Origin of the sequence: Pseudarthrobacter sp. LT1, from assembly GCF_035621795.1 — a bacterium.
Taxonomy (GTDB): domain Bacteria; phylum Actinomycetota; class Actinomycetes; order Actinomycetales; family Micrococcaceae; genus Arthrobacter.
The window spans coordinates 2,706,108-2,727,107 of record NZ_CP141830.1; the positions used below are offsets into that span (position 1 = coordinate 2,706,108).

A 21,000-nucleotide genomic window follows, 5' to 3' on the forward strand; every position below is an offset into this window, starting at 1 on the left:
CGCTGGAGGGCTGACGCATGGTGGCGGGCGCTCGGATGTGGGCGGGCGGACGGACCTCGGCCGGGGGTGCCACCGGTCCGTCCGCCCGGGACTGAACGGGGAACGTTGACAGCTGATGCCTGTTTCCTAGACTTCGGCGAGTTCCCCGGTTTCCAGGTCAAGGGAAGCGAGTCCGCCGTCGTTGTCCTCAATGACGACGGCCCCATGGTCGTGTTCCCCGGGATGGTCGTCCTCACGGTCCTCCGGTTCGTCAAGGGCCGGGTCCATCGCAGGGGCTTCCTCCGCGGACTGCGGCTGCTCCACAAGGGAAAGCGCAGGCCTGGAAGCGGTCCGGATGAAGTTTGCCGAACCAAAGGTAAGGTCATGCCCCACGGCCTCGGCGTCGATGATGGTGGAGTGGTAGACCCGGCCTTCCTTTTCCCAGGTGCGGATCTTCAGCTTGCCCACGACGATGACCGGTTGGCCTTTCCGGATGCTGCAGCCCAGGGTCCCGGCGAGGTTGCGGTAGCCCTGCACGGTGAACCAGTTGGTGTGCCCGTCGCCCCAGGTTTTGGATTCCCGGTCAAAGCGGCGTGTGGTGGAACCGAGCCGGAAGGAGGCTGTCGCCACTCCCCCCGGCGTGGTGGAACTCGTGATCTCAGTGGCAACGAAGCCCCGGATGGTAATCGTTTCGCTCATGTCTACGTCCTGTCTGGATGGTGGCGCCTGGAGCAGGCATGACCAGCATCGCCCCGGACGCCGGCGCGCAGGAGGCGCGGGTTCCCGTATGTGGACAACAGGGCCCAACCCGCCACGTGGGGAGGAACAGTGCAGGCCGGATGACGCCGCCGGCATGCCGGGCAATGTAAACTTTTTGAGGCGCCGGCCTGCAGGCCGGAAGCTGATGCCTCAGTAGCTCAGGGGATAGAGCAGCGGCCTTCTAATCCGCCGGTCGGGGGTTCGATTCCCTCCTGGGGCACGTTGGTGGCTGATGCCCCGGTCTTCGGACCGGGGCATTGTGCACCCGCCGCTATGCGTGCAGCCGATGCGGGGCTTCCACCAGGGACCGGATCACGCTGCCGGCGGCCCCCAGCAGGGCACCAAACTCCCCCACCGTGGACACCGTTACCTGCTCCGACTCGTACTTTCCGGGCGCATATTTCTGCAGGCTGTCCAGCAACGGGGCGCGCAGCCAGGGCTCAAGGACTGCGAAATGGCCGCCCAGTACCACCGAATCGATATCCACCACGCGCGCCGTTGAGGCAAGCGCTATACCCAGACAGCGGCCTGCACGTTCGACGGCGGATACCGCCTTGGGTGCCCCGCCCTCAAGTGCCCGCAGGAGTGCGGACATGGCGGCAGACCGTGTAACCCCCTCCGGCGCCAGGCCGGCAGCAATGAATATGGCGTCCTGGCCGGCTACCGTTTCCAGGCAGCCAGTCCCCCCGCATGAACAATGGCCGCCGTCTGGATCCACCACGATGTGTCCCACTTCGCCGGCATGGCCCCCGGGGCCGGTGAACAGCTCGGAACCGATGACAATCCCGCCGCCCACGCCCACCTCACCGGAGACGAAAAGGAAGTTGGATGCGCGATCCGGCCGGTGCCGCAGTTCGGCCAGGGCGGCCGCATTGGCCTCATTGAACAGTGCAACCCCCAGCGCTGTTTCGGGCAGCAGGGCGTCAAGGTCAAGGTCCACATTGACCCAGCCCAGGTTGGGAGCGGTCAGCACGCGCGCCCTGGCAGGGTCCACCAGTCCGGGCACCGCCAGCCCGCCGCCCACGACGTCGACGCCCTGTTCCCCGGCCGCGCTCCGCACCCTGGCTGCCAGGCCTGCGAGCGCAGCCAGCACCGGCTTGTCCGCACTGTTCCGGTTATCGCGCTCCCGTACCTCCCGCAGCAGCACCTTCCCGGACAGGTCAACCACGGCGGCGGAAATGTAGTCGACGTTGACCTCCATTCCCATCACCGCACGGCTGGGGCTGAGCTCCAGTCCCACGCCTGGCCGGCCGCGGCCCTGGGGGTTAAGCCCGATTTCGCGGATGACCCCGGCGTCCAGGAGGTCCAGCACCAGGCTGGACACCGACGCCTTGGTCAATCCGGTGGCGCCGGCAACCTGGGCACGGCTGGGATGCGTGCCGGGCGGGAACTCGGCAATCGCGCCGAGGACCAGCGCAAGATTGCTGCGCCTCACGTCCCCCACGTTTCCGGGGGCCGGGGATCCGGACCCCGCCGCTGCAGGCGCCGGCATCACCATCACAAAGCTCCTTGGTTAGACGCTTCCGCCAAGTTTTTCGGCGGTCTCCACGCTGGACTATTGACCCCACCCTACGTCCGCTCATATAGTTCAGGCAATGAACTAAAGCTTCGCAATTCCGCGGCGCAACCCGATCGCAAGGACGCATCATGACTCTCTCCCCCACGCCCGCTGACAAGTTCACCTTCGGCCTCTGGACAGTCGGCTGGACCGGCGCCGATCCCTTCGGAGTGGCCACCCGCGCCGCCTTGGATCCGGTGGAGGCAGTCCACCGCCTGGCTGAACTTGGCGCCTACGGCATCACGTTCCACGACAATGACCTTGTTCCCTTTGACGCCTCCGCGTCAGAGCGGGACCTGATCCTGAAAAACTTCCGGTCAGCCCTGGCCGAGACGGGACTGAAGGTCCCCATGGTGACCACCAACCTGTTCAGCCACCCGGTGTTCAAGGACGGCGGCTTCACCTCCAACGACCGCTCCATCCGCCGCTTTGCCCTCTCCAAGGTCCTGCGCAACATCGACCTCGCCGCAGAGCTCGGCGCCGAAACGTTCGTCATGTGGGGCGGCCGCGAAGGCAGCGAATACGACGGCTCCAAGGACCTGGCCGCCGCCCTGGACCGCATGAAGGAAGGCGTGGACACCGCGGCCGGCTACATCAAGGAAAAGGGCTACAACCTGCGGATCGCGCTTGAACCCAAGCCCAACGAACCCCGCGGCGATATCTTCCTGCCCACTGTCGGCCACGGCCTGGCCTTCATTGCCCAGCTCGAGCACGGTGACATCGTGGGCCTGAACCCCGAAACCGGCCACGAGCAAATGGCAGGACTGAACTTCACCCACGGGATTGCGCAGGCACTCTGGGCCGGCAAGCTCTTCCACATCGACCTCAACGGCCAGCGCGGCATCAAGTACGACCAGGACCTGGTGTTCGGCCACGGCGACCTCACCAGCGCCTTCTTCACGGTCGACCTGCTGGAGAACGGCTTCCCGGGCGGTGGCCCGAAGTACGACGGCCCGCGCCACTTCGACTACAAGCCTTCACGCACCGACGGCTACGACGGCGTGTGGGAGTCCGCCAAGGCCAACATGGCCATGTACCTGCTGCTGAAGGAACGGGCGCTGGCGTTCCGCGCAGACCCGCAGGTGCAGGAAGCACTCAAGATCTCCGGCGTGTTCGAACTCGGCGAGCCCACCCTCAGTGCCGGCGAAAGCACCGCAGACCTGCTGGCCGACGCCTCAGCGTTCGAGGACTTCGACGCCGACAAGGCTGCTGAGCGCTCCTTCGCGTTCGTCCGGCTCAACCAGCTCGCCATCGAGCACCTGCTGGGCGCCCACTAGGCCATGGTGCTCGTCGCAGGCATCGACAGCTCCACCCAGTCGTGCAAGGTGATCATCCGCGATGCGGATACCGGGGCATTGGTCCGCCAGGGCCGGGCCCCACACCCTGAGGGCACCGAGGTCCACCCCGACCATTGGTGGACGGCACTGCAGAAGGCAGTTGCAGATGCCGGCGGACTGGATGACGTCAGTGCCGTGTCCGTCGGAGGCCAGCAGCACGGCATGGTCTGCCTGGACAGCGACGGTGCGGTGATCCGGCCGGCGCTGCTGTGGAACGACACCCGCAGCGCCGGCGCTGCCCAGGATCTCATCGAATCCGCCGGGGGCGGCGATCCAGCCGCCGGCGCGCAGTACTGGGCACGCGCGACCGGTACCGTGCCGGTCGCGTCCCTGACGCTGACCAAGCTGCGCTGGCTGGCGGAGAACGAACCGGAAAACGCCGCAAGGGTGGCCGCCGTCTGCCTGCCGCACGACTGGCTCACCTGGCGGCTCGCAGGCTACGGGCCAGGCAGCGGAAAAGAGGGGCTGGCCGCCCTGGCCACGGACCGCTCGGACGCATCCGGCACGGGCTACTACTCGACGGCGGAAGGCAAGTACCTGCCCGACGTCCTGTCCGCGGCACTCGGCCACGTGCCGGTCCTCCCCCGGGTCCTCGGGCCCCTGGAAGCAGCGGGAAAGACGCCGGCGGGCGCCCTCCTGGCCGCAGGCGCCGGAGACAACGCGGCGGCCGCGCTGGGTGCAGGGGCCCGGCTGGGCGATGTGGTGATGTCGCTGGGCACATCCGGGACCGTATTCGCGGTCTCGGATTCGCCTGCGGCAGACGCATCGGGACTGGTGGCCGGATTCGCCGACGCCGCCGGACATTTCCTGCCGCTGGTGTGCACCCTGAATGCCACCCGCATTTTCGATGCCACCGCCGCCCTGCTGGACGTGGACCTGTCCGGGTTCAACCGGCTGGCGATGTCCGCCGGTCCCGGTGCCGGCGGCCTCACCCTGGTCCCCTACTTCGATGGGGAAAGAACTCCCAACCTGCCGGACGCCACCGGCTCCCTGCACGGCATCACGCGGGCCAACTACACCCCCGCCAACCTGGCGCGCGCCGCCGTCGAGGGTGTTGTCTGCTCACTGGCGGACGGCATGGCGGCACTGCAAAACCAGGGCGTGTCCGCCCAAAGGATCCTCCTGGTAGGGGGCGGAGCCCAGTCAGCAGCAGTGCAGGACGTGGCTGCCAGCCTGCTGGGAACCGCCGTCACGGTCCCGCAACCGGGCGAGTACGTGGCCGACGGCGCCGCGCGCCAGGCTGCGGCGGCACTCAGCGGACGCTTCCCTGCGTGGGCGGCAGACGCCGTCGACCTTCCGCTGGGAAACGACGACGCCGGAGTGCTGGCAAGGTACCGCCGGGTCGCCTCGCTCTACACGTAAGGCTGCAGCGGGCAGCGGGCAGGGAAAGAACCCGGACCACGGTGGGAAATACCACCGCGGTCCGGGTCCTTTTTATGTGGGGCGCAGGCTCCTGCCGTGACGTAGCAGGAGCCCGCGGTCTTGAATCAGGTCAGGTGTACGGCAGGACAAGCTGCGCGTACCGCTCCTTGACCGTGGCCAGGACGGTGTTGCCGTCCGTGTCCCAGATCTCCTGATTGAAAATCTCCACCTCGATGTCGCCCGTGTACCCGGCGTCGCGCACCCAGGTGCCGATCGTGGCGAAGTCCACCACGCCGTCGCCCATGAATCCGCGCGAGAGCAGCGGATCGGCGGCGATGGGCATGTTGAAGTCGCACACCTGGTAGGAGGCAATACGGTTCTCCCGGCCGGCGCGTTCGATTTGCGCCTTCAGTTCCGGGTCCCACCAGACGTGGAACGTGTCGACGGCGACCCCCACCGTGGAGGCGTCGAAGGACGCCGCGAGGTCCAGGGCCTGCCCCAGGGTGGAGATCAGTGCGCGGTCGGCGGCGTACATCGGGTGCAGCGGTTCCAGCACCAGGCGGACGCCGTTTTCCTGTGCGAACGGGACCAGGTCCGCGAGCCGGTCGGCCACACGCTGCCGGGCGCCCACGATGTCCTTCTCCCCCGGGGCGAGTCCGCCAACCACCAGGAACAGTTCGGTGGTGTCCAGCGCCACGGCTTCGAGGATGGCTGCACGGTTGTCGGCGAGCGCGCTTGCCTGGCCTTCCGCGTCCGCCGCGGTGAGGAACCCGCCGCGGCACAGCGAGGACACGCGCAGGCCCGCGTCCTTGATCAGGCGGGCTGCCTTGTCCAGGCCGGCCTCCGCTACACGGTCGCGCCAGGGGCCGATGGCGGGGATGCCGGCGTTGACGCAGCCTTCGACCACCTGGGCAAGCGTCCACTTCTTGGTGGTGGCGCTGTTGATGGACAGGCGGGAGAAAGCGGACGTTGCTGATCCGATTGTCATGCTCCAACCCCGTTGATCCGCAGGTAATCGGACATGCGGAAGGCGGCCAGCGCCGGGTCCTTCAGCAAGCCGGCCTGGTCGGCCAGCTCAAAGGTCCGGGCGAGGTGGCAGACGGACCGGCCGGAGTGCAGGCCGCCGACCATTTGGAACCCGGACTGTTTGCCGTTGAGCCAGGACATGAAGGCGATGCCGGTCTTGTAGTAGAACGTGGGGGCGCTGAAGATGTGCTTGCCCAGTTCGCGGGTGGAGTCCAAAATTTCCCGTGCCCTGGCCGGGTTTCCGGCATCGTAGTTCTGCAGGGCCAGGGAAGCGGCCGGGTAGATGGCCGCGAAGATGCCCAGCAGCGCGTCGGAGTGGTGGGTGCCGTCGCCGTCGATGAGCTCGGGGTAGTTGAAGTCGTCCCCGGTGTAGAGGCGGACGCCCTCAGGGAGCGCTGCCCGCAGGGCCACCTCGTGGCTGGCATCGAGCAGGGAGACCTTGACGCCGTCCACCTTGCCCGCGTTGTCCCTGATCAGGCCCAGGAAGGTTTCGGTGGCGGCCGCAACGTCCCCGGACCCCCAGTAGCCGGCGAGGGCGGGATCGAACATGGTTCCGAGCCAGTGCAGGATGACCGGCTGGTCCACCTCCTGCAGCAGCGTGGAGTAGACGTTCAGGTAGTCCTCCGGCCCGCGCGCTGCCTTGGCGAGTGCCCGCGAGGCCATGAGAATCACCTTGGGGCCGGCCTCGGTGATCACGGAGATCTGTTCGCGGTATGCCTCGAGGACGGCCTTGATGCCCGCGTCACCGGAGGGAAGGGTGTCCAGGTCCAGCTGGTCGGTGCCGGCCCCGCAGGACACGAGGTCACGGACCGATTTGCCGGCGGTGGCCGGGGTGTTGGCCGAGACCACCGAGGCTGCTTCGACGCCGGTGCGCTTGATGAGTTGCTGCGTGGCGGCCCAGTCAAGGCCCATGCCGCGCTGGGCGGTGTCCATGGCGTCGGCCACGCCAAGGCCGTAGGACCAGAGCTCGTGGCGGTACGCCATGGTGGCGTCCCAGTCCAGGCGGGCAGGCGCCCCGGGGGTGTTGTCAGCGAGGACCTCGGGGATGACGTGGGCCGCGGCGTAGGCGCGCCGGGCAGTGAGCGGGGCGGTGGGGCGGGCCCAGGGCGTGGCGCCCTGGAGGCGGTACTCCCTGGTGCCGCCGTCCTCGGAGGGAAGGATAAGGGAAGTCATCAGAGCGTGATCTCCGGGATGTCGATGGTGCGGCGTTCGTCATTGGACCGAAGGCCAAGTTCGGCGAGCTGGACGCCGCGGGCGGCGGACAACAGGCCGAAGCGGTGTTCCCTGCCGGCCACAACGTCTCGGAGGAACTCTTCCCACTGCAGCTTGAAGCCGTTGTCCAGCTCGGCATTGGCGGGAACTTCCTGCCACTGGTCGCGGAAGGATTCGGTGACGGGCAGGTCCGGGTTCCACACGGGCTTGGGGGTGTGGGCCCGCTGCTGGGCGACGCACTTGTTCAGGCCGGCCACGGCGGAACCGTGGGTGCCGTCCACCTGGAATTCCACCAGTTCGTCGCGGTAGACGCGCACTGCCCAGGAGGAGTTGATCTGGCCGACCACCTGGTCGCCGCCCGGGGTTTCGAGTTCGAAGATGCCGTAGGAGGCGTCATCAGCGGTGGCCTTGTACTCGTTGCCTGCCTCGTCCCAGCGGGCGGGGATGTGGGTGGCTGTCTTGGCGTTGACGCTCTTGACCTGGCCGATGATGCCCTCCAGGACGTAGTTCCAGTGGCAGAACATGTCCGTGGTCATTCCGCCGCCGTCTTCCTTGCGGTAGTTCCAGGACGGGCGCTGCGCGGCCTGGATGTCGCCTTCGAAGACCCAGTAGCCGAACTCGCCGCGGATGGAGAGGATGCGGCCGAAGAAGCCCTCGTCCACCAAACGGCGGAGCTTGACCAGGCCAGGGAGGTAGAGCTTGTCGTGGACGACGCCGGCAGTGACGCCCGCCTCCTTGCCGATGCGGGCCAGCTCGATGGCTTCTTCGAGGGTCTCGGCCGTGGGCTTTTCGGTAAAGATGTGCTTGCCGGCCAGCATCGCCTTCTTCAGGGTGGCGGCGCGCAGGCTGGTCATGGAGGCGTCAAAGATGACGTCCACCGTGGGGTCGTTGATCACGGCGTCCAGGTCCGTGGTCCACTCGGACACCTTGTGCTTTTCCGCCAGTTCCCGGATTTTGGCCTCGTTGCGGCCCACCAGGATGGGTTCAACCTGGACCCGGGTGCCGTCCGGGAGGGTGAAGCCGCCTGCATCGCGAATCGGCAGGATGGAGCGCAGCAGGTGCTGGCGGTAGCCCATCCGGCCGGTGATGCCGTTCATGGCGATGCGGATTGTCTTTGTTTCGAAGCCCATGTGTCCTCCACGGTGAGTGAGCAAGGTAGTCAAACTGATTGGGAAAGCGCATTCCCACTGCTTCCATGATGCACGGCGCGCTTCCCCTTGGCAAGCGCTTTCCGGAAGTAGTTTGAACTGCCATAATGTGCTTTAGCCTTCGAGCCCGTACAAGACCAGGAGATGCAGTGGCTGCAAGTACCCTTACCGAGGTGGCCCGCCTTGCCGGCGTTTCCCCCGCCACGGCCTCCCGCGTGCTGAACGGATCCGCCCGCAAACCGGGGAAGGACATTGCCGACCGGGTCCGGCAGGCGGCTGAGTCGCTTGGCTACATCCCCAACGCCCAGGCGCAGGGCCTGGCGAAATCCAGTTCCGGCCTGATCGGCCTGATCGTCCATGACATTGCCGATCCCTACTTCGCGGCCATTGCCAGGGGCGTGCAGGAAGCCGCCCGGGAACAGCGGAAGATGGTGCTCCTTGCCACCACCGGCGGCGGCCCCGCGGAGGAAAAGGAAGCGGTGGCTGCGTTCGCGGCCCGCCGCGCAGATTCGATCGTGATCGCCGGTTCCCGCTCGTGCCGCGACGAGGACAAGGACGGCAACAGCGAGCTGGCAGCCGAACTGGACCGGTATTGCCGCAACGGCGGGCAGGTGGCCGTGGTGGGCCATCCCGTCGTGGGTGCAACTGCTCCGGAGGGGTACCACGTGGTGAAAGTGCCCAACCAGGAGCTGGCCGGCCGGCTGGCCACCGAACTTGCGGGCAGCTGGGACGGGGACTTCGTCATTGTCGGCGGTCCCGAAGGGCTCCTGACCTCCGATGACCGGGTCCGCGGTTTCCAGGAGGGACTGGAACGGGCCGGGCGCCGGCCGGCGGAAGTGCTCCGCAGCGCGTTCAACCGGTCCGGAGGATATGACGCCGGGCTTGAACTGGCTGCCCGGATCAAGGCAGCCCGGACCAACGCGCGCCCGTCCGGGGAAGGGGGCCCGACCGGTGACGGGGGCGGCGCAGCCAAACTGTGCATTTTCGCCGTCAACGATGTGATGGCCATCGGGGCCGCGGCGGCATTGCGGTCCGAAGGGCTCCGCATCCCCCGCGACGCCGCCATCGCCGGGTTCGACGATATTGAGACCCTCCGCGACTTCCGGCCGGCTCTTTCCACGGTACGCCTGCCGCTGGAGGACATTGGGCGCCTGGCCACCCGGGCCACCCAGCGGAGGCTTGCCGGCGACGACGGGGACGGGGCCGAAGACGCTTCACCCGGTGACATCACAGGCGAGGTCACGCTGCGGCGCAGCACCGAGGCTGCCGCCTGATGGCGCCGGGTGCGCTTACGGCAGTTCCGGCCCATTCCGGGGCTGCCGGCGCCCGGCCGGCCATCATGGTCCTGCCGGGAGGAGGATACGCCCGCCAGGCTGATCACGAAGCGGAGCCCGTTGCAGAGTGGCTGGCGTCCCTGGGCATCCACGCCTTCGTCCTCCGCTACAGGGTGGCCCCTGACCGGCACCCTGCTCCCCTGGAGGACGCAAAGGAAGCCATGCTCCACATCAGGAAGGGACAGCACGGGTTTGCCGTTGACCCGGAGCGCATCGGCGTCCTGGGCTTCTCCGCCGGCGGCCACCTGGCGGCCACCCTCAGCACGGCAGCCGCCACCGGGAACCCGGACCTGGACGTGCCCGCAGCCATCCCCGCCCTCTCGGTGCTCTGCTACCCCGTTGCATCACTGACCCACGAGGCGCACCAGGGATCGGTGGAGAACCTCCTTGGCGGCGCGCCGCCGTCGGACCTCCTCAGGGCCCTCTCGCCGGAGCTGAACGTCACCCCCCGGACACCGCCGGCGTTCCTCTGGCATACAGCCGACGACGACGCCGTTCCGGTGAGCAACAGCCTGAACTACGCCAGGGCACTCTTTGCCGCCGGCGTTCCGGCGGAACTGCATGTCTTCCCGCAGGGACGGCATGGGCTGGGGCTTGCCACAGACCAAGCCGGACCCCGGCAGTGGACCGCACTGTGCGCAGCCTGGCTGCAGCGTGCCGGGTGGACGGACCCCCTCAGGCAAGCCGCCACGGCCGGCCCCGCCTAGCTCATCGTCCGCCTAGCCCACGCCCGCCTAGCCCAGCGCCCGGATGGTCCAGCCCGCCGAATGGGCCTGGCCGGGCTGCAGATGCACCAGGTCCGTCCCTGAATGGAGGGCATCAGGCGGACACGTCATGGGTTCAACGGCCAGGCCCAGCCGGTCCGGGCCGGCGGGTTTGTCGCCGGTGTGCACCTGGACCCAGGGCCACTCGGCGCCCCATTCGAGTTCCACACCTGTACCTGACGGGTCCAGTACCCGTACCCGGGCCAGGCCCGTACCCTCCCGGGCGATGTCCGTGAAGGCATGGTCGATCTTCACCGGCCCCAGACGCCGGGGCGAACGGAAGTCGAAGGCATCCCCGTCCACCTCCCGCATGCCCACGGGCAGCAGCCGGTCGGGGGTCACCTCCAGGTAGGCAGCGGCCGGCAGATCCAGCGACCAGTCGTCCAGCGGGGACGTACCGGCCACCAGGTAGGGATGGGGGCACACCCCGTACGGGGCGGCAGCGGCACCGGTGTTGACCGCCCGCACCGTGCCATGGAGCCCGTCGCCCGAGAGTGCGTAGGTAACCGACAACTCCAGGTCCCCCGGGTAATCCGGGCCGGCCGGTATGCGGCAACCCAGGACGGCGCGGTCCGCGGCCGCTTCCAGCACCTCCCATGGCCGGTGGATGGCAAGACCATGCAGGGCAGCGCCGCGGTCCGGCTCGTTGACGGCAGCGGCATAGGCCTTGCCTGCATAGGAGTAGGTGCCGTCCGCCAGGCGGTTGGGCCACGGCACGCAGATGACGCCGCGGTAGTCGGGCACGGGTCCGTCGGGGCCAAAGCCCACCACCAGGTCCCTGTCCCCGTGCCGCAGTTCCCTGAGCGCCCCGCCGCGGAGGGTGACGACGGCGGAGTAGGGTCCGTGGGCGAGGTGGACTTCAGTTCCGGGCATGGTTCCCTCTGCGTCGAAGTGTGTTAGCGCTCACCAGCCTACCGCACCGCCTGTACTGCCCACTGGCTAAAGTTGCCCCATGGACACGGCCGCCGACCAGGACCTCATCGCCTCCGTCAGGGGTGCGCTCCGCGGATTGGCCGACCCCGCCAGGGCTGTGGGGGCGCAGGCCTACATGAAGTCCGAGCTGCCCTCGCTCGGCGTACGGGTTCCGGAGGTGCGGCGGATCGCGGAGCGGGCTGCGCGGGAGCATGCGCCGGTTTCCGCCGGGCAGCTGCGGGCCACCGTGCTGGGCCTGTGGCGCACCTCCACGTTCCGGGAGGAGAAGTACGCGGCCATCGACCTGACAGCACACCGGCTGGTGGCCTCCGACCTGGACATGATTCCTGTGTACGAGGAAATTATCCGGACAGGTGCATGGTGGGACTTTGCCGACGGCGTGTCCGGCCGGATCTGCACGCTGCTGCAGGCGCACCCCACGGAGATGGACAGGCTCCTGCTGCAGTGGAGCAAGGACCCGGACCTTTGGATCCGCAGGGCCGCCATTACGTCGCAGCTGCGCGCCGGGAAGGCCACCGACACACAACTGCTCGCCGCCATCATCGAGCCGAACCTGGCGGACCGGGAGTTCTTCATCCGCAAAGCCATCGGCTGGGCGCTGCGCGAGTACGCCAAGACCGCACCGGAGTGGGTGGAGGCGTTCGTTTCCCGCAACCGGGACGCCATGAGTCCGCTGTCGCGCAGGGAGGCCCTGCGCAGGATAAGCGCCTGGGCCGCACAGCGATAGCGGCCGCTAAATCACCGGACGTTCGACGACGGGCTGGTGCGATTTGCGGAACAGCCTGCGGGTGCCGGGGTCCCAGAAGATCAGGTACAGGGCAAAGAGCAGGGCGGTCAGCGCCGCGGCAATCCGGGCCAGGGCGAGGGCGAAGCCGAGGTCCTGGGTCTGGAGGTACGGGAAAACGTCCAACTGGTCCGAAATGGCGTAGATCATGAAGAAGGACACCACGAAGTACAGGGCCTTGACCTGCCAGTCGTTCCTGATGCCGGTCACGGCAAAGAGCGGTATGAGCCAGACGACGTACCAGGCCTGGATGATGGGGGCCAGCAGGACCACGGCCGCCAGGGCAAGAGTGAGGCGGCGCATGAGGCGGTCGTAGTCACCCTTGAAGATCTGCCAGGCGACGATGCCGACGGCAAGCAGCTTCCCGGCGTCGAACACCCAACCGGCGGGGACCGAACCGTCAAAGCCGAAAGCATTGGCCAGGGATCCCACCACCATGCCAATCAAGCCCACCGGGGCGTACCAGATCGAAATGCTGCCTGGTGCGGAAAGGCCATTGATCCAGCCGAAACCGAACCCGTTGACCATGCTCATGGCGGTCAACAGCGCCAGGCTCAGGCCGGCCGTCAGGGCCCAAAACGCCACTTTCCGGAGCCAGCCCGCATTCCGGCCCGCCCACAGGAGCCCGATGAACGGCAGGAAGACAATGGTGATGGGCTTCACCGCGATGGAGAGGGTCACCAGGGCGATGCCGCGGACCGGGCGCCGGGTCGCGGAGTAGTACAGGCCCGCCAGGGCAAGCCCGATCATCAGGGAGTCATTGTGGACACTGGCGATGAAATTGGTCAGGAAGAGCGGGTTGGCCACGGTCAGCCAGAGGGCCCGGTGCGGGTTCACGCCGTGCAGTTCAGCGAGCCGGGGCACGTAGACGACGCAGAGCACCACACCGGCCAGCGCCACCAGCCGGAAGAGCATGACACACGCCTCCGGCTGGACGTTGGTTACCCAGACGACGAACTGCTCGATCCACAGGAACAGCTGGCCGTAGGGAACCGGCGCCTCGGTCCACATTTTGTCGGCGCCGAGCTGGAAGTAGTTGGACAGGGCGGAAATGCCGTTTTCGTACGGATTGAAGCCCTCCACCATCAGGCGCCCCTGCCCGATGTACGCATAGACGTCGCGGCTGAACAGCGGCACGCTGAACATCATGGGAAGTCCCCATGCCACCACCGCGGACAGGGTTGCCCGCCGTGCCTGTTCACCCCACACCCGGACCTTTTGGCCCAGCCGCAGCCAGGCACGCACCAGCAGCATGCCGCCGACGGCCACCAGGACGATGGACAGCGCCACGCCGGGAGCCTCCGTCCGCATCCAGATGAACACGGGCATCCGGCGCAGCTCCGAGACCGGGGCCAGCCAGCCGACGCCAGTGGAGCCAATCATCATGAACATGGAGCCCAGGAAGCCGGCAAGCAGGGGTGAGCGCGGATTGTCCACCTCGGCACTGCCCGTTCCGGCAATACCGGCCGCCGCCATCTCCCCCGTTGCGGGCACAGGCGCCGTCATCTCAGGATCGTCCAATCTTCTTGCGTTTTCCGCGGTTGATCCGGCGGGCCGCGCGGGCCGGCCGGGACACGATTAAGGGGCGGAAGGGCGACCCGCCGCGTACCCGAAATCCTAGCATCGGCAGGGTGCCCGGAAGTGTAACGGTAGGCTGGTCCGGTGCCTATATCTAACGAACGAATCGTCTGGATCGACTGCGAAATGACCGGCCTGGACATCAAGAACGACGCCCTGATCGAGGTGGCAGCACTGGTCACCGATTCGGAGCTCAACATCCTTGGCGACGGCGTCGACGTCGTCATCAAACCCGACGATGCCGCCGTGGCCCAGATGTCCGACTTCGTCCGGGACATGCACACCAAGTCCGGGCTGCTGGCGGAGCTGCCGCACGGCAAGACGATGGCAGAAGCAGAGGCCGCGGTCATGGAGTACATCTCCACCTGGGTCCCGGATCCGCGCAAAGCACCTCTGGGCGGCAACTCCGTGGGAACCGACCGGGTGTTCCTGTCCCGCGACATGCCTGCCGTGGTGGAGCACCTGCACTACCGGGTCATTGACGTCAGCACCATCAAAGAGCTGTCGCGCCGGTGGTACGCCCGGGCGTACTTCCAGTCGCCGGCGAAAAAGGGCGGCCACCGCGCGCTGGGAGACATCAAGGATTCCATCGACGAGCTCCGCTACTACCGGGAGGCAGTGTTCGTCCCCGCCCCCGGACCGGACAGCGCCACCGCCCAGAAGATTGCCAAGGGCATCACCAACGGGGACGCCGGGGACCGGTCCGGGGAGTAATCTGCGCCACGTTTTGATGAAATTTCGCTCAAATCGCAGAAAGTGGACAAAGCACCCCTTTCGAGCAGGTAAGCTATTTGAGTTGCGTTTCCAGGGAGCCGCTCCGGTGGAATTCCCTTGAGGCACATGGTGGGCGTAGCTCAGTTGGCAGAGCGCCTGGTTGTGGTCCAGGAGGTCGCGGGTTCAACCCCCGTCGCTCACCCTCACGGGGCGGCACATGCAGCCGTCAACAAAGGAGGCCGCACCGGATATCCGGTGCGGCCTCCTTTGTCGTGCCCCACCGGTACACGCATTGCAGCCGGGGATACCGCGAAGCCGAAGGACTACTGATATGACCGTTCTGCCGATCACCATCTGGGGCGAGCCTGTCCTGCACCGCCGCGCCGCCGAGGTGGAGGTCTTCGACGACGAACTGCGCACCCTGATCGCCGACATGTTCGAAACCAATGACGCCGCCAACGGGGTGGGCCTGGCCGCCCCCCAGATCGGCGTCGGCAAGCGGATCTTCGTTTACAAGTACGCCAATGACGACGGCGCTCCCCCAAGCGGCGTCCTGGTGAATCCCGTCCTGACCCTGTCCAAGGTCTCAGGTGCTGCTCCCGATCCTGACGAGGAGGAAGAGGGCTGCCTGTCCTTCCCGGGCGAACAGTATCCCCTCAAGCGGGCCGAATGGGCCCGGGTGGAGGGCTTTGACGGGTTCGGGGAACCGGTCCGCTTCGAAGCCACCGGCTGGTTTGCCAGGGTCATCCAGCACGAGTATGACCATCTCGACGGCAAGCTGTACGTCAACCGGCTGATGGACCGGTATTCCCGCAAGGCCATGAAGCAGGCCAAGAAGAACGGCTGGGGCGTGCCGGGGCTGACCTGGTTGCCCGGCGTTGACCCGGACCCCTTCGGACACTGACCGGTTCAGCCACTGAGCCGTTACCGACCCGTGCCTGCGGATGCCGGTCAGCCTGCCGTGATGGTCTGCTGCTGGGGGCAGGAAGCCAGGACCCGCTTCATGGCATCCTTTTCTGCTGCCGTTACCCACAGCCCGTACGCGGCCTTCACGGAAATCTGCCGGGCCACATAGTGGCAGCGGATTGCCGTATTTTTCGGCAGCCAGGTAGCGGCGTCCCCCGCGCTTTTTTGCTGATTGGCGGCGCCGTCCGCCGCGATGAGGTTCAGCGGATCGTTTGCCAGACTCTGGCGTTCCTTCGGCCCCAAACGCTGGGCGCCCTTTTGCCAGGCATCACCCAGGGCGACGACATGATCGATCTGGACCGCGCGGCTGCTGTCGGAACCACGCCGGAAATCGACGTCCTGCCCTGTGTAGGGTTCGCGGAAGTGCCCGGCCGTCACCTTGCAGGAGGAACCCTCCGAGAACACAACATCGGCGAGGTCGCGGCGAAGAATGTCATTGCGGGTATCGCAGCCGTTCCGGTCGACGTCGAGCCAGGCCTGGCCAAAGGCCTCCCGGCTGTAATCGGTGCTGGGTGCCCGCCCCTTGACGGCCAGGCCGTCCAGGGCTGCGAGGGCGCTGCCGGCGGGCACCGGGTTGGGTTCCTGGACCGGCTTCATCCAGGCAGGGTCGAAGACCGGGGCCTCGGTGGGCCCCTCCGTGGCGGGCCCCGCTGCCGCGAACTGTCCGGCGGTGAAGAACCAGAACAGCGCGGCAATGATGGAGACCGCGGCCGTCACAAGAAGCGCCCAGGCCTGCCGGGAACGGCGGCGTGCGCGGCGGTAGGCGGACCAGCTGACGGTCATGGGGTTGACGCCGGGAAGGGGAAGTCGGGCACCCCAAGAGCCTAGGACAAAGGCCGCGGCCGGCCGCTGATATCCACACTGTTGGGGACGAGTGATGGGTCACAGCGGCGTGCGCGGCGCCTGGTTATTGTTCCCTGGTGACCCGTCGCAGGTCTTCTTCCGCGATTGACAGCAGGTTCTCGAGCTGGCGCACCCGCTCGTCAGTGACGTCCCCGGTCCTCTGGGCTGCACGGGCGCGTTCCAGGAGCCGCACGGCTTCCTTATGGTTGGCTTTGGCCACGTCCAGTGCGTGCTCGAGGGTGGTTTCGTGCTGAAGTGTCGATTCGTTGTCCATGCCACCAGTGTGGTCCGGTTTCCCGGCTGATTCCAGAGAATCAGCCGGGAATTCGCAGGACGCGGCCGGATTTGGCTAGACGGCGATCGCGGCCAGGGCGGCAGCGCTTTCCTTGGCGGGGAAGGACGGCGGGTTCACGCCTGCCATCTCTTCCATGACGCGGACCACCTGGCAGCTGTAGCCGAACTCGTTGTCGTACCAGACGTAGAGGACCAGGTTCTTGTCCGTGGACACGGTGGCCAGGCCGTCCACGATCCCGGCGCGGCGGGATCCGACGAAGTCGGTGGAGACAACCTCGGGCGAGTCGATGTAGTCGATCTGCTTGCGCAGGTCCGAGTGCAGCGACATTTCACGCAGGTAGTTGTTGACTTCGTCCTTGGTGGTGCCGTTTTCAAGGGTGAGGTTCAGGATGGCCAGCGAAACGTCCGGCGTGGGGACGCGGATGGAGCTGCCGGTGAGCTTGCCCAGGAGTTCGGGCAGGGCCTTTGCCACTGCCTTGGCGGCACCGGTTTCGGTGATGACCATGTTCAGTGCAGCGGAACGGCCGCGGCGGTCGCCCTTGTGGAAGTTGTCGATGAGGTTCTGGTCGTTGGTGAAGGAGTGGACGGTTTCCACGTGGCCGTGGACCACGCCGAACTTGTCGTTGATGGCCTTCAGGACCGGGGTGATGGCGTTGGTGGTGCAGGACGCCGCGGAAACGATCTTGTCCGAGTCGGTGATGTCCCGGTGGTTGATGCCGTGGACGATGTTCTTCAGTTCGCCCTTGCCCGGCGCGGTCAGCAGGACCCGCGCAACGCCCTTGCTCTGCAGGTGCTGGGAGAGGCCTTCGGCGTCGCGCCAGCGGCCGGTGTTGTCCACCACGAGGGCGTTGTTGATGCCGTAGGCGGTGTAGTCGATGGTGGCGGGGTCGTTGGAGTAGATGACCTGGATCTGGACACCGTTGGCCGTGATGGTGTTGGCGGCCTCGTCGATCCGGATGGTGCCCTCGAAGGAGCCGTGGACGGAGTCGCGGCGCAGCAGGCTGGCGCGCTTGGAGAGGTCGTTGTCGGATCCGCGGCGCACCACGATGGCGCGCAGGCGCAGGCCGTGGCCACCGCCGGCCTTTTCGATGAGGAGGCGTGCCAGGAGGCGGCCGATGCGGCCAAAGCCGTAGAGCACGACGTCGGTGCTGGTGCGGTCGTCGCCGCCCCGCTTGCCCACGATCTCGGCGAGCTCGTCGCGGAGGAATTCCTCCAGCGTGGCGCCGTTGCCTTCTTCCTTGAACTTCTGGTTCAGGCGGGCGATGTCGATCGCGGCGGCACCCAGTTCGAGTCCGGCCAGCGTGTTCAGCAGGGGCGCTGTGTCCTCCAGGAGCAGTTCGTCCTTGCTCATCCGGCGCGCGAAGCGGTGCGCCTTGAGGATGTTCATGGTGGACTTGTTGATCAGGCTCCGGCCGTGGATGCTGGTCACCACGTTGTTTTCGCGGTACAGCCTGCCGATAACCGGGATCATGGCCTCGGCGAGGGCCTCCCGGCCCATCCACGTATCAAGACAAGAATCAGACGTCTGGCTCACAGAAATACCTTCCTCGGTTCAGCCGTGTACGTCGTCGTACACAGATGTAGGCCACCTGATGATGTCCAGGGGCACCGGCGCCCGCAGGGGATGGTCCCCAGGCGCCTGGATCGCGTGCAAAGAAAAACCGCCGGTTGCGGACGCAACTTTCGGCGGTAGAACTCCTGCGTCCGGGATCCATTCTAATTTGGCCCGCCGCAGGGAGCACGCTTGCGCTGCGTGAAATCACTCACACGGCCGGGGCGGCCCGCCCAACTGAAACTGCTGGCCTTCAGTTGTGGATGGCCGAGTAGAGGTTCAGGCTGGCGGAGAACACGAGCCAGGAAAAGTATGGCAGCACCAGGTATCCGGCGGCGGCGTCCACCGGTCCGAAGCGCAGGATCAGGAACGCCAGGGTTGCGGTCAGCGCGCAGATGACAGCGAAGGCAGCCCACAGGGCCACCACTCCAAGCATGGGATACATGGCGAAGAACGTCACCGGCCACGCAGTGTTGAGCAGCAGTTGCATCACATAGCCGGCAAGGGTGGCCCCGGACAGGCGCCCTTTGCGCCAGACCAGCCACGCGGCTGCCGCCACGCCGGCATAGAGCACCATCCAGGTGGTGCGGAACATCCACGACGGCGGCATCCACGGAGCTTTCAGCGAGCCCGCGTACCAGCCGTTGGAGTTAAGGATGATGGGAACCGAGGCGAGGACCCAGGCCAGGGCTGAAAGGGCCAGGAAACCGGCGAGGGCAACGCCCTGTGAACGGATGCCGGGAATGCCCGCTGCGGGTGCGGGACGGGTTTCAGGAATTACGGGCACGGTTCAGGATCCCCGACGCATAGCCCGTGGTCAAACGCGGTTTAAGGATGGGACAGCCGATACGCCGGGTTCTGTTCTCCCCTGCCGTTACCGGGAAGGGAGCGACGGCCATCCATCTACGAGTACCGTTGCCGGCACCCTCCAGCGGCCTACCCGGACACTCGGGCGGGCAGCCCTCGAACGTGTCCTGTCTGGCCTTGCTCCGGGTGGGGTTTACCTAGCCTTCCCGGTCACCCGGGAAGCTGGTGGTCTCTTACACCACCGTTTCACCCTTACCTGCCCTCCCCGGCCGGAGCCGGAAATGCAGGCGGTCTGTTTTCTGTGGCACTGGCCTGCGGGTTACCCCGAGTGGGCGTTACCCACCACCCTGCCCTGCGGAGCCCGGACGTTCCTCGAGCCACTTGCGTGGCGCGCGGCCGTCTGGCTGTCCCATCCGGGTCCCAGTCTACCGGCGCCGCCGGCCGCCTTTTGCCGCCGGTAGGATCGGACGGTGCTGATTCTGCTTCCCCCTTCCGAAGGCAAGACGCCCGCGCTCCGCGGACCCGCCGTCGACTGGACCGACCTGGGCTTCCCTGAGCTCAACCCGTACCGCGCCAAGGTCCTTGAGGCGCTGGGAACGGTCAGCGCCCACCAGGATGCCCTCGCCCTGCTGGGCGTCGGAGCGTCCCTGCGGGACGACGTCGAACGCAATACGCGCCTGCACGCCGAACCGGCGGCGCCGGCGCACAGCATCTATTCGGGCGTCCTGTATGACGCCCTGGGCTACCGGACGCTGACGCCGGCACAGCGCCGCAAGGCCGATGAATCCGTCCTGGTGATCTCGGCGCTGTGGGGAGCCCTGCGTTTTGGCGACAGCGTTCCCGCCTACCGGTTGTCCATGGGCACGTCCTTGCCCGACGTCGGCCGGCTGGCTCCGTTCTGGAAGGCGCAGCTTGGCGGCACCCTGGGCGCAGCAGCCCAGGGACACCTTGTGGTCGACTGCCGGTCCAGCACGTACGCAGCGGCGTGGGCGCCCCCGCCGGAACAGACCGTCTCCGTGAATGTCTTCACCGAGAGCGCCGGTGTCCGCAAGGTAGTGAGCCACTTCGCCAAGCACACGCGCGGCGAACTGGCGCGGCACCTGCTGGTGCGCCGCGGCAAAGCCCCGGCCACGCCGTCGGACCTCCTGAAAGCTGCCCGCGAACAGTGGGAGGCCGAACTGGTGCCGGGCACCGCACGCAAGCCGCACGCCCTGAACATCATCCTGCCGGGCTGACCGCCCGGCAGGATGCCTGTTGGCTGCCTAGGACCACTCGTCCGAACGGACCAGGATGGCACCGGAGTCCGGGCAGAAAACAATGTCGTCGGCAGCAGCTGCCTTGATCTCGGCGAGGTCGCCGGGGCTGAGCTTCATGCCCGAGGCTTCCGACGTGCCGTGGAAGAGCCGGGCCGCGCCGACTCCCCGCTTGGCCAGCGTCTTTTCGTAAACCGCCACCAGGCCCGCGTCCAGGCCCTGGGCAAATTCGCCGCGCTGGGCACGCAGGCCTGCCGCTTCCGTTTCCACTGCGGCCAGGGCCGCATCAAGCTCGGCCCTGATGGTTCCAAAGGACCCCTGGATGTCATCGACGATCTGCTGCTGGGCCGCCTGCCGCTCCCGCAGCGAGTCGAGCCGCTCCATGACTTCCAGTTCCACGTCTTCAAGGTCCGAGCGCCGCTTGTTCAGCGACGCGATGTCTTTTTGAAGTGCCACCAGGTCCTTGGACAGGCCGGTTCCGCTGTTAAGCCGTGCTTCGTCGCGTTCGATGCGCGAGGCAACCTGTTCGACGTCGGCCTCTGCCCGCTTCAGCGCGGCCTCGGCGTCGTGCACGGCCACCTTGGCTGCGCCCAGTTCACCGTTGGCGACGGACAGGGCAGCCTCGAGGTCCCTGATGCGGGGATCGTTTTCCAGCGTGCGGCGGCGGTTGGTGAGGCCCTTCAACTTGGCGTCCAAGCCCTGCAGTTCGAGCAACTTCAACTGTTCCGCCGGTGCTGCCTTGGCCACTTTTACCTCCGCTAAATCCCTTCCGGCCGGGGCCGGGCACCGAACCGGCG

20 protein-coding genes, 2 tRNA genes and 1 other RNA gene are annotated in these 21,000 nt (G+C 67.1%); 10 read left to right on the plus strand and 13 right to left on the minus strand.

Features of this window, described 5'->3' with window-relative positions; translation table 11 throughout:
* Positions 1-126 precede the first annotated feature (126 nt).
* Positions 127-678, minus strand: coding sequence for a single-stranded DNA-binding protein (locus VIK36_RS12720; RefSeq protein ID WP_255172464.1), 552 nt, complete (start codon positions 676-678; stop codon positions 127-129).
* Between the two features lie 207 nt (positions 679-885).
* On the opposite strand from VIK36_RS12720, the gene VIK36_RS12725 reads away from it, so the two are divergent.
* Positions 886-958 (plus strand) — tRNA-Arg (locus VIK36_RS12725).
* 51 nt (positions 959-1,009) lie between these two features.
* On the opposite strand, the gene VIK36_RS12730 is transcribed toward VIK36_RS12725, so the two are convergent.
* A complete protein-coding gene (locus tag VIK36_RS12730; RefSeq protein WP_324642177.1) occupies positions 1,010-2,236 on the minus strand; it encodes an ROK family protein in 1,227 nt (408 codons plus the stop codon).
* 149 nt (positions 2,237-2,385) lie between these two features.
* Here VIK36_RS12730 and xylA point away from each other — a divergent pair, with 149 nt between their 5' ends.
* On the plus strand, positions 2,386-3,573 hold the full coding sequence (xylA, locus tag VIK36_RS12735; protein WP_324642178.1) for a xylose isomerase: 1,188 nt from the start codon (positions 2,386-2,388) through the stop codon (positions 3,571-3,573).
* Positions 3,574-3,576: 3 nt separating this feature from the next.
* Positions 3,577-4,995 carry a xylulokinase gene (xylB, locus tag VIK36_RS12740; protein ID WP_324642179.1) on the plus strand — a complete coding sequence of 473 codons (1,419 nt, stop codon included), beginning with the start codon at positions 3,577-3,579 and terminating at the stop codon, positions 4,993-4,995.
* Positions 4,996-5,125: 130 nt separating this feature from the next.
* Here the strand turns inward: xylB and VIK36_RS12745 are convergent, their stop codons facing one another.
* The 3 genes from VIK36_RS12745 to VIK36_RS12755 are packed head-to-tail and all read right to left on the minus strand — an operon-like array spanning position 5,126 to position 8,363.
* Positions 5,126-5,983, minus strand: a complete 858-nt coding sequence (locus VIK36_RS12745) for a sugar phosphate isomerase/epimerase family protein (protein ID WP_324642180.1) — start codon at positions 5,981-5,983, stop codon at positions 5,126-5,128.
* Positions 5,980-7,194, minus strand: a complete 1,215-nt coding sequence (locus VIK36_RS12750; protein WP_324642181.1) for a dihydrodipicolinate synthase family protein — start codon at positions 7,192-7,194, stop codon at positions 5,980-5,982. The genes VIK36_RS12745 and VIK36_RS12750 overlap by 4 nt, the downstream gene beginning before the upstream one ends.
* Positions 7,194-8,363 (minus strand): Gfo/Idh/MocA family protein, encoded by a 1,170-nt coding sequence (locus VIK36_RS12755; protein ID WP_224026370.1) that lies wholly within the window; start codon positions 8,361-8,363, stop codon positions 7,194-7,196. Before VIK36_RS12755 ends, VIK36_RS12750 begins: the two co-directional genes overlap by 1 nt.
* Before the next feature lie 167 nt (positions 8,364-8,530).
* Between VIK36_RS12755 and VIK36_RS12760 the strand changes: the two genes are divergently transcribed.
* Together VIK36_RS12760 and VIK36_RS12765 are read left to right on the plus strand one after the other, a co-directional pair.
* A complete protein-coding gene (locus tag VIK36_RS12760; RefSeq protein WP_255172470.1) occupies positions 8,531-9,655 on the plus strand; it encodes a LacI family DNA-binding transcriptional regulator in 1,125 nt (374 codons plus the stop codon).
* On the plus strand, positions 9,655-10,422 hold the full coding sequence (locus VIK36_RS12765; protein ID WP_324642182.1) for an alpha/beta hydrolase: 768 nt from the start codon (positions 9,655-9,657) through the stop codon (positions 10,420-10,422). The genes VIK36_RS12760 and VIK36_RS12765 overlap by 1 nt, the downstream gene beginning before the upstream one ends.
* Before the next feature lie 27 nt (positions 10,423-10,449).
* Here VIK36_RS12765 and VIK36_RS12770 read toward each other — a convergent pair whose 3' ends face one another.
* A complete protein-coding gene (locus VIK36_RS12770; RefSeq protein ID WP_324642183.1) occupies positions 10,450-11,352 on the minus strand; it encodes an aldose 1-epimerase family protein in 903 nt (300 codons plus the stop codon).
* A gap of 79 nt (positions 11,353-11,431) precedes the next feature.
* On the opposite strand from VIK36_RS12770, the gene VIK36_RS12775 reads away from it, so the two are divergent.
* On the plus strand, positions 11,432-12,139 hold the full coding sequence (locus tag VIK36_RS12775) for a DNA alkylation repair protein (protein WP_324642184.1): 708 nt from the start codon (positions 11,432-11,434) through the stop codon (positions 12,137-12,139).
* 6 nt (positions 12,140-12,145) lie between these two features.
* Here VIK36_RS12775 and mptB read toward each other — a convergent pair whose 3' ends face one another.
* Positions 12,146-13,702, minus strand: a complete 1,557-nt coding sequence (gene mptB / locus VIK36_RS12780; RefSeq protein WP_324642185.1) for a polyprenol phosphomannose-dependent alpha 1,6 mannosyltransferase MptB — start codon at positions 13,700-13,702, stop codon at positions 12,146-12,148.
* Positions 13,703-13,858: 156 nt separating this feature from the next.
* Between mptB and orn the strand changes: the two genes are divergently transcribed.
* From orn to def, 3 genes are all read left to right on the plus strand, one after another.
* Positions 13,859-14,488, plus strand: a complete 630-nt coding sequence (gene orn, locus VIK36_RS12785) for an oligoribonuclease (RefSeq protein WP_324642186.1) — start codon at positions 13,859-13,861, stop codon at positions 14,486-14,488.
* Positions 14,489-14,617: 129 nt separating this feature from the next.
* Positions 14,618-14,690, plus strand: a tRNA-His gene (locus tag VIK36_RS12790).
* Between the two features lie 129 nt (positions 14,691-14,819).
* The gene (gene def, locus VIK36_RS12795) at positions 14,820-15,392 is read left to right on the plus strand and encodes a peptide deformylase (RefSeq protein WP_324642187.1); all 573 of its coding nucleotides are present in this window, start codon (positions 14,820-14,822) and stop codon (positions 15,390-15,392) included.
* Positions 15,393-15,439: 47 nt separating this feature from the next.
* Here the strand turns inward: def and VIK36_RS12800 are convergent, their stop codons facing one another.
* The 5 genes from VIK36_RS12800 to rnpB all read right to left on the minus strand — a co-directional run bounded on the left by VIK36_RS12800 (position 15,440) and on the right by rnpB (position 19,362).
* A complete protein-coding gene (locus VIK36_RS12800) occupies positions 15,440-16,237 on the minus strand; it encodes an HNH endonuclease family protein (RefSeq protein ID WP_324642189.1) in 798 nt (265 codons plus the stop codon).
* 124 nt (positions 16,238-16,361) lie between these two features.
* The gene (locus tag VIK36_RS12805; protein WP_255172476.1) at positions 16,362-16,571 is read right to left on the minus strand and encodes a hypothetical protein; all 210 of its coding nucleotides are present in this window, start codon (positions 16,569-16,571) and stop codon (positions 16,362-16,364) included.
* A gap of 75 nt (positions 16,572-16,646) precedes the next feature.
* Complete coding sequence (locus VIK36_RS12810) at positions 16,647-18,125, minus strand: glyceraldehyde-3-phosphate dehydrogenase (protein WP_324642190.1); 1,479 nt, start codon at positions 18,123-18,125, stop codon at positions 16,647-16,649.
* A 271-nt stretch (positions 18,126-18,396) separates the two neighbouring features.
* Positions 18,397-18,930, minus strand: coding sequence for a TspO/MBR family protein (locus VIK36_RS12815; RefSeq protein ID WP_255172478.1), 534 nt, complete (start codon positions 18,928-18,930; stop codon positions 18,397-18,399).
* A gap of 44 nt (positions 18,931-18,974) precedes the next feature.
* An RNA gene (gene rnpB / locus VIK36_RS12820) (RNase P RNA component class A) lies at positions 18,975-19,362 on the minus strand.
* 58 nt (positions 19,363-19,420) lie between these two features.
* On the opposite strand from rnpB, the gene VIK36_RS12825 reads away from it, so the two are divergent.
* Positions 19,421-20,185, plus strand: coding sequence for a peroxide stress protein YaaA (locus VIK36_RS12825; RefSeq protein ID WP_324642191.1), 765 nt, complete (start codon positions 19,421-19,423; stop codon positions 20,183-20,185).
* A 27-nt stretch (positions 20,186-20,212) separates the two neighbouring features.
* On the opposite strand, the gene VIK36_RS12830 is transcribed toward VIK36_RS12825, so the two are convergent.
* Positions 20,213-20,950 carry a zinc ribbon domain-containing protein gene (locus tag VIK36_RS12830; protein WP_324642192.1) on the minus strand — a complete coding sequence of 246 codons (738 nt, stop codon included), beginning with the start codon at positions 20,948-20,950 and terminating at the stop codon, positions 20,213-20,215.
* Positions 20,951-21,000: the final 50 nt, after the last annotated feature.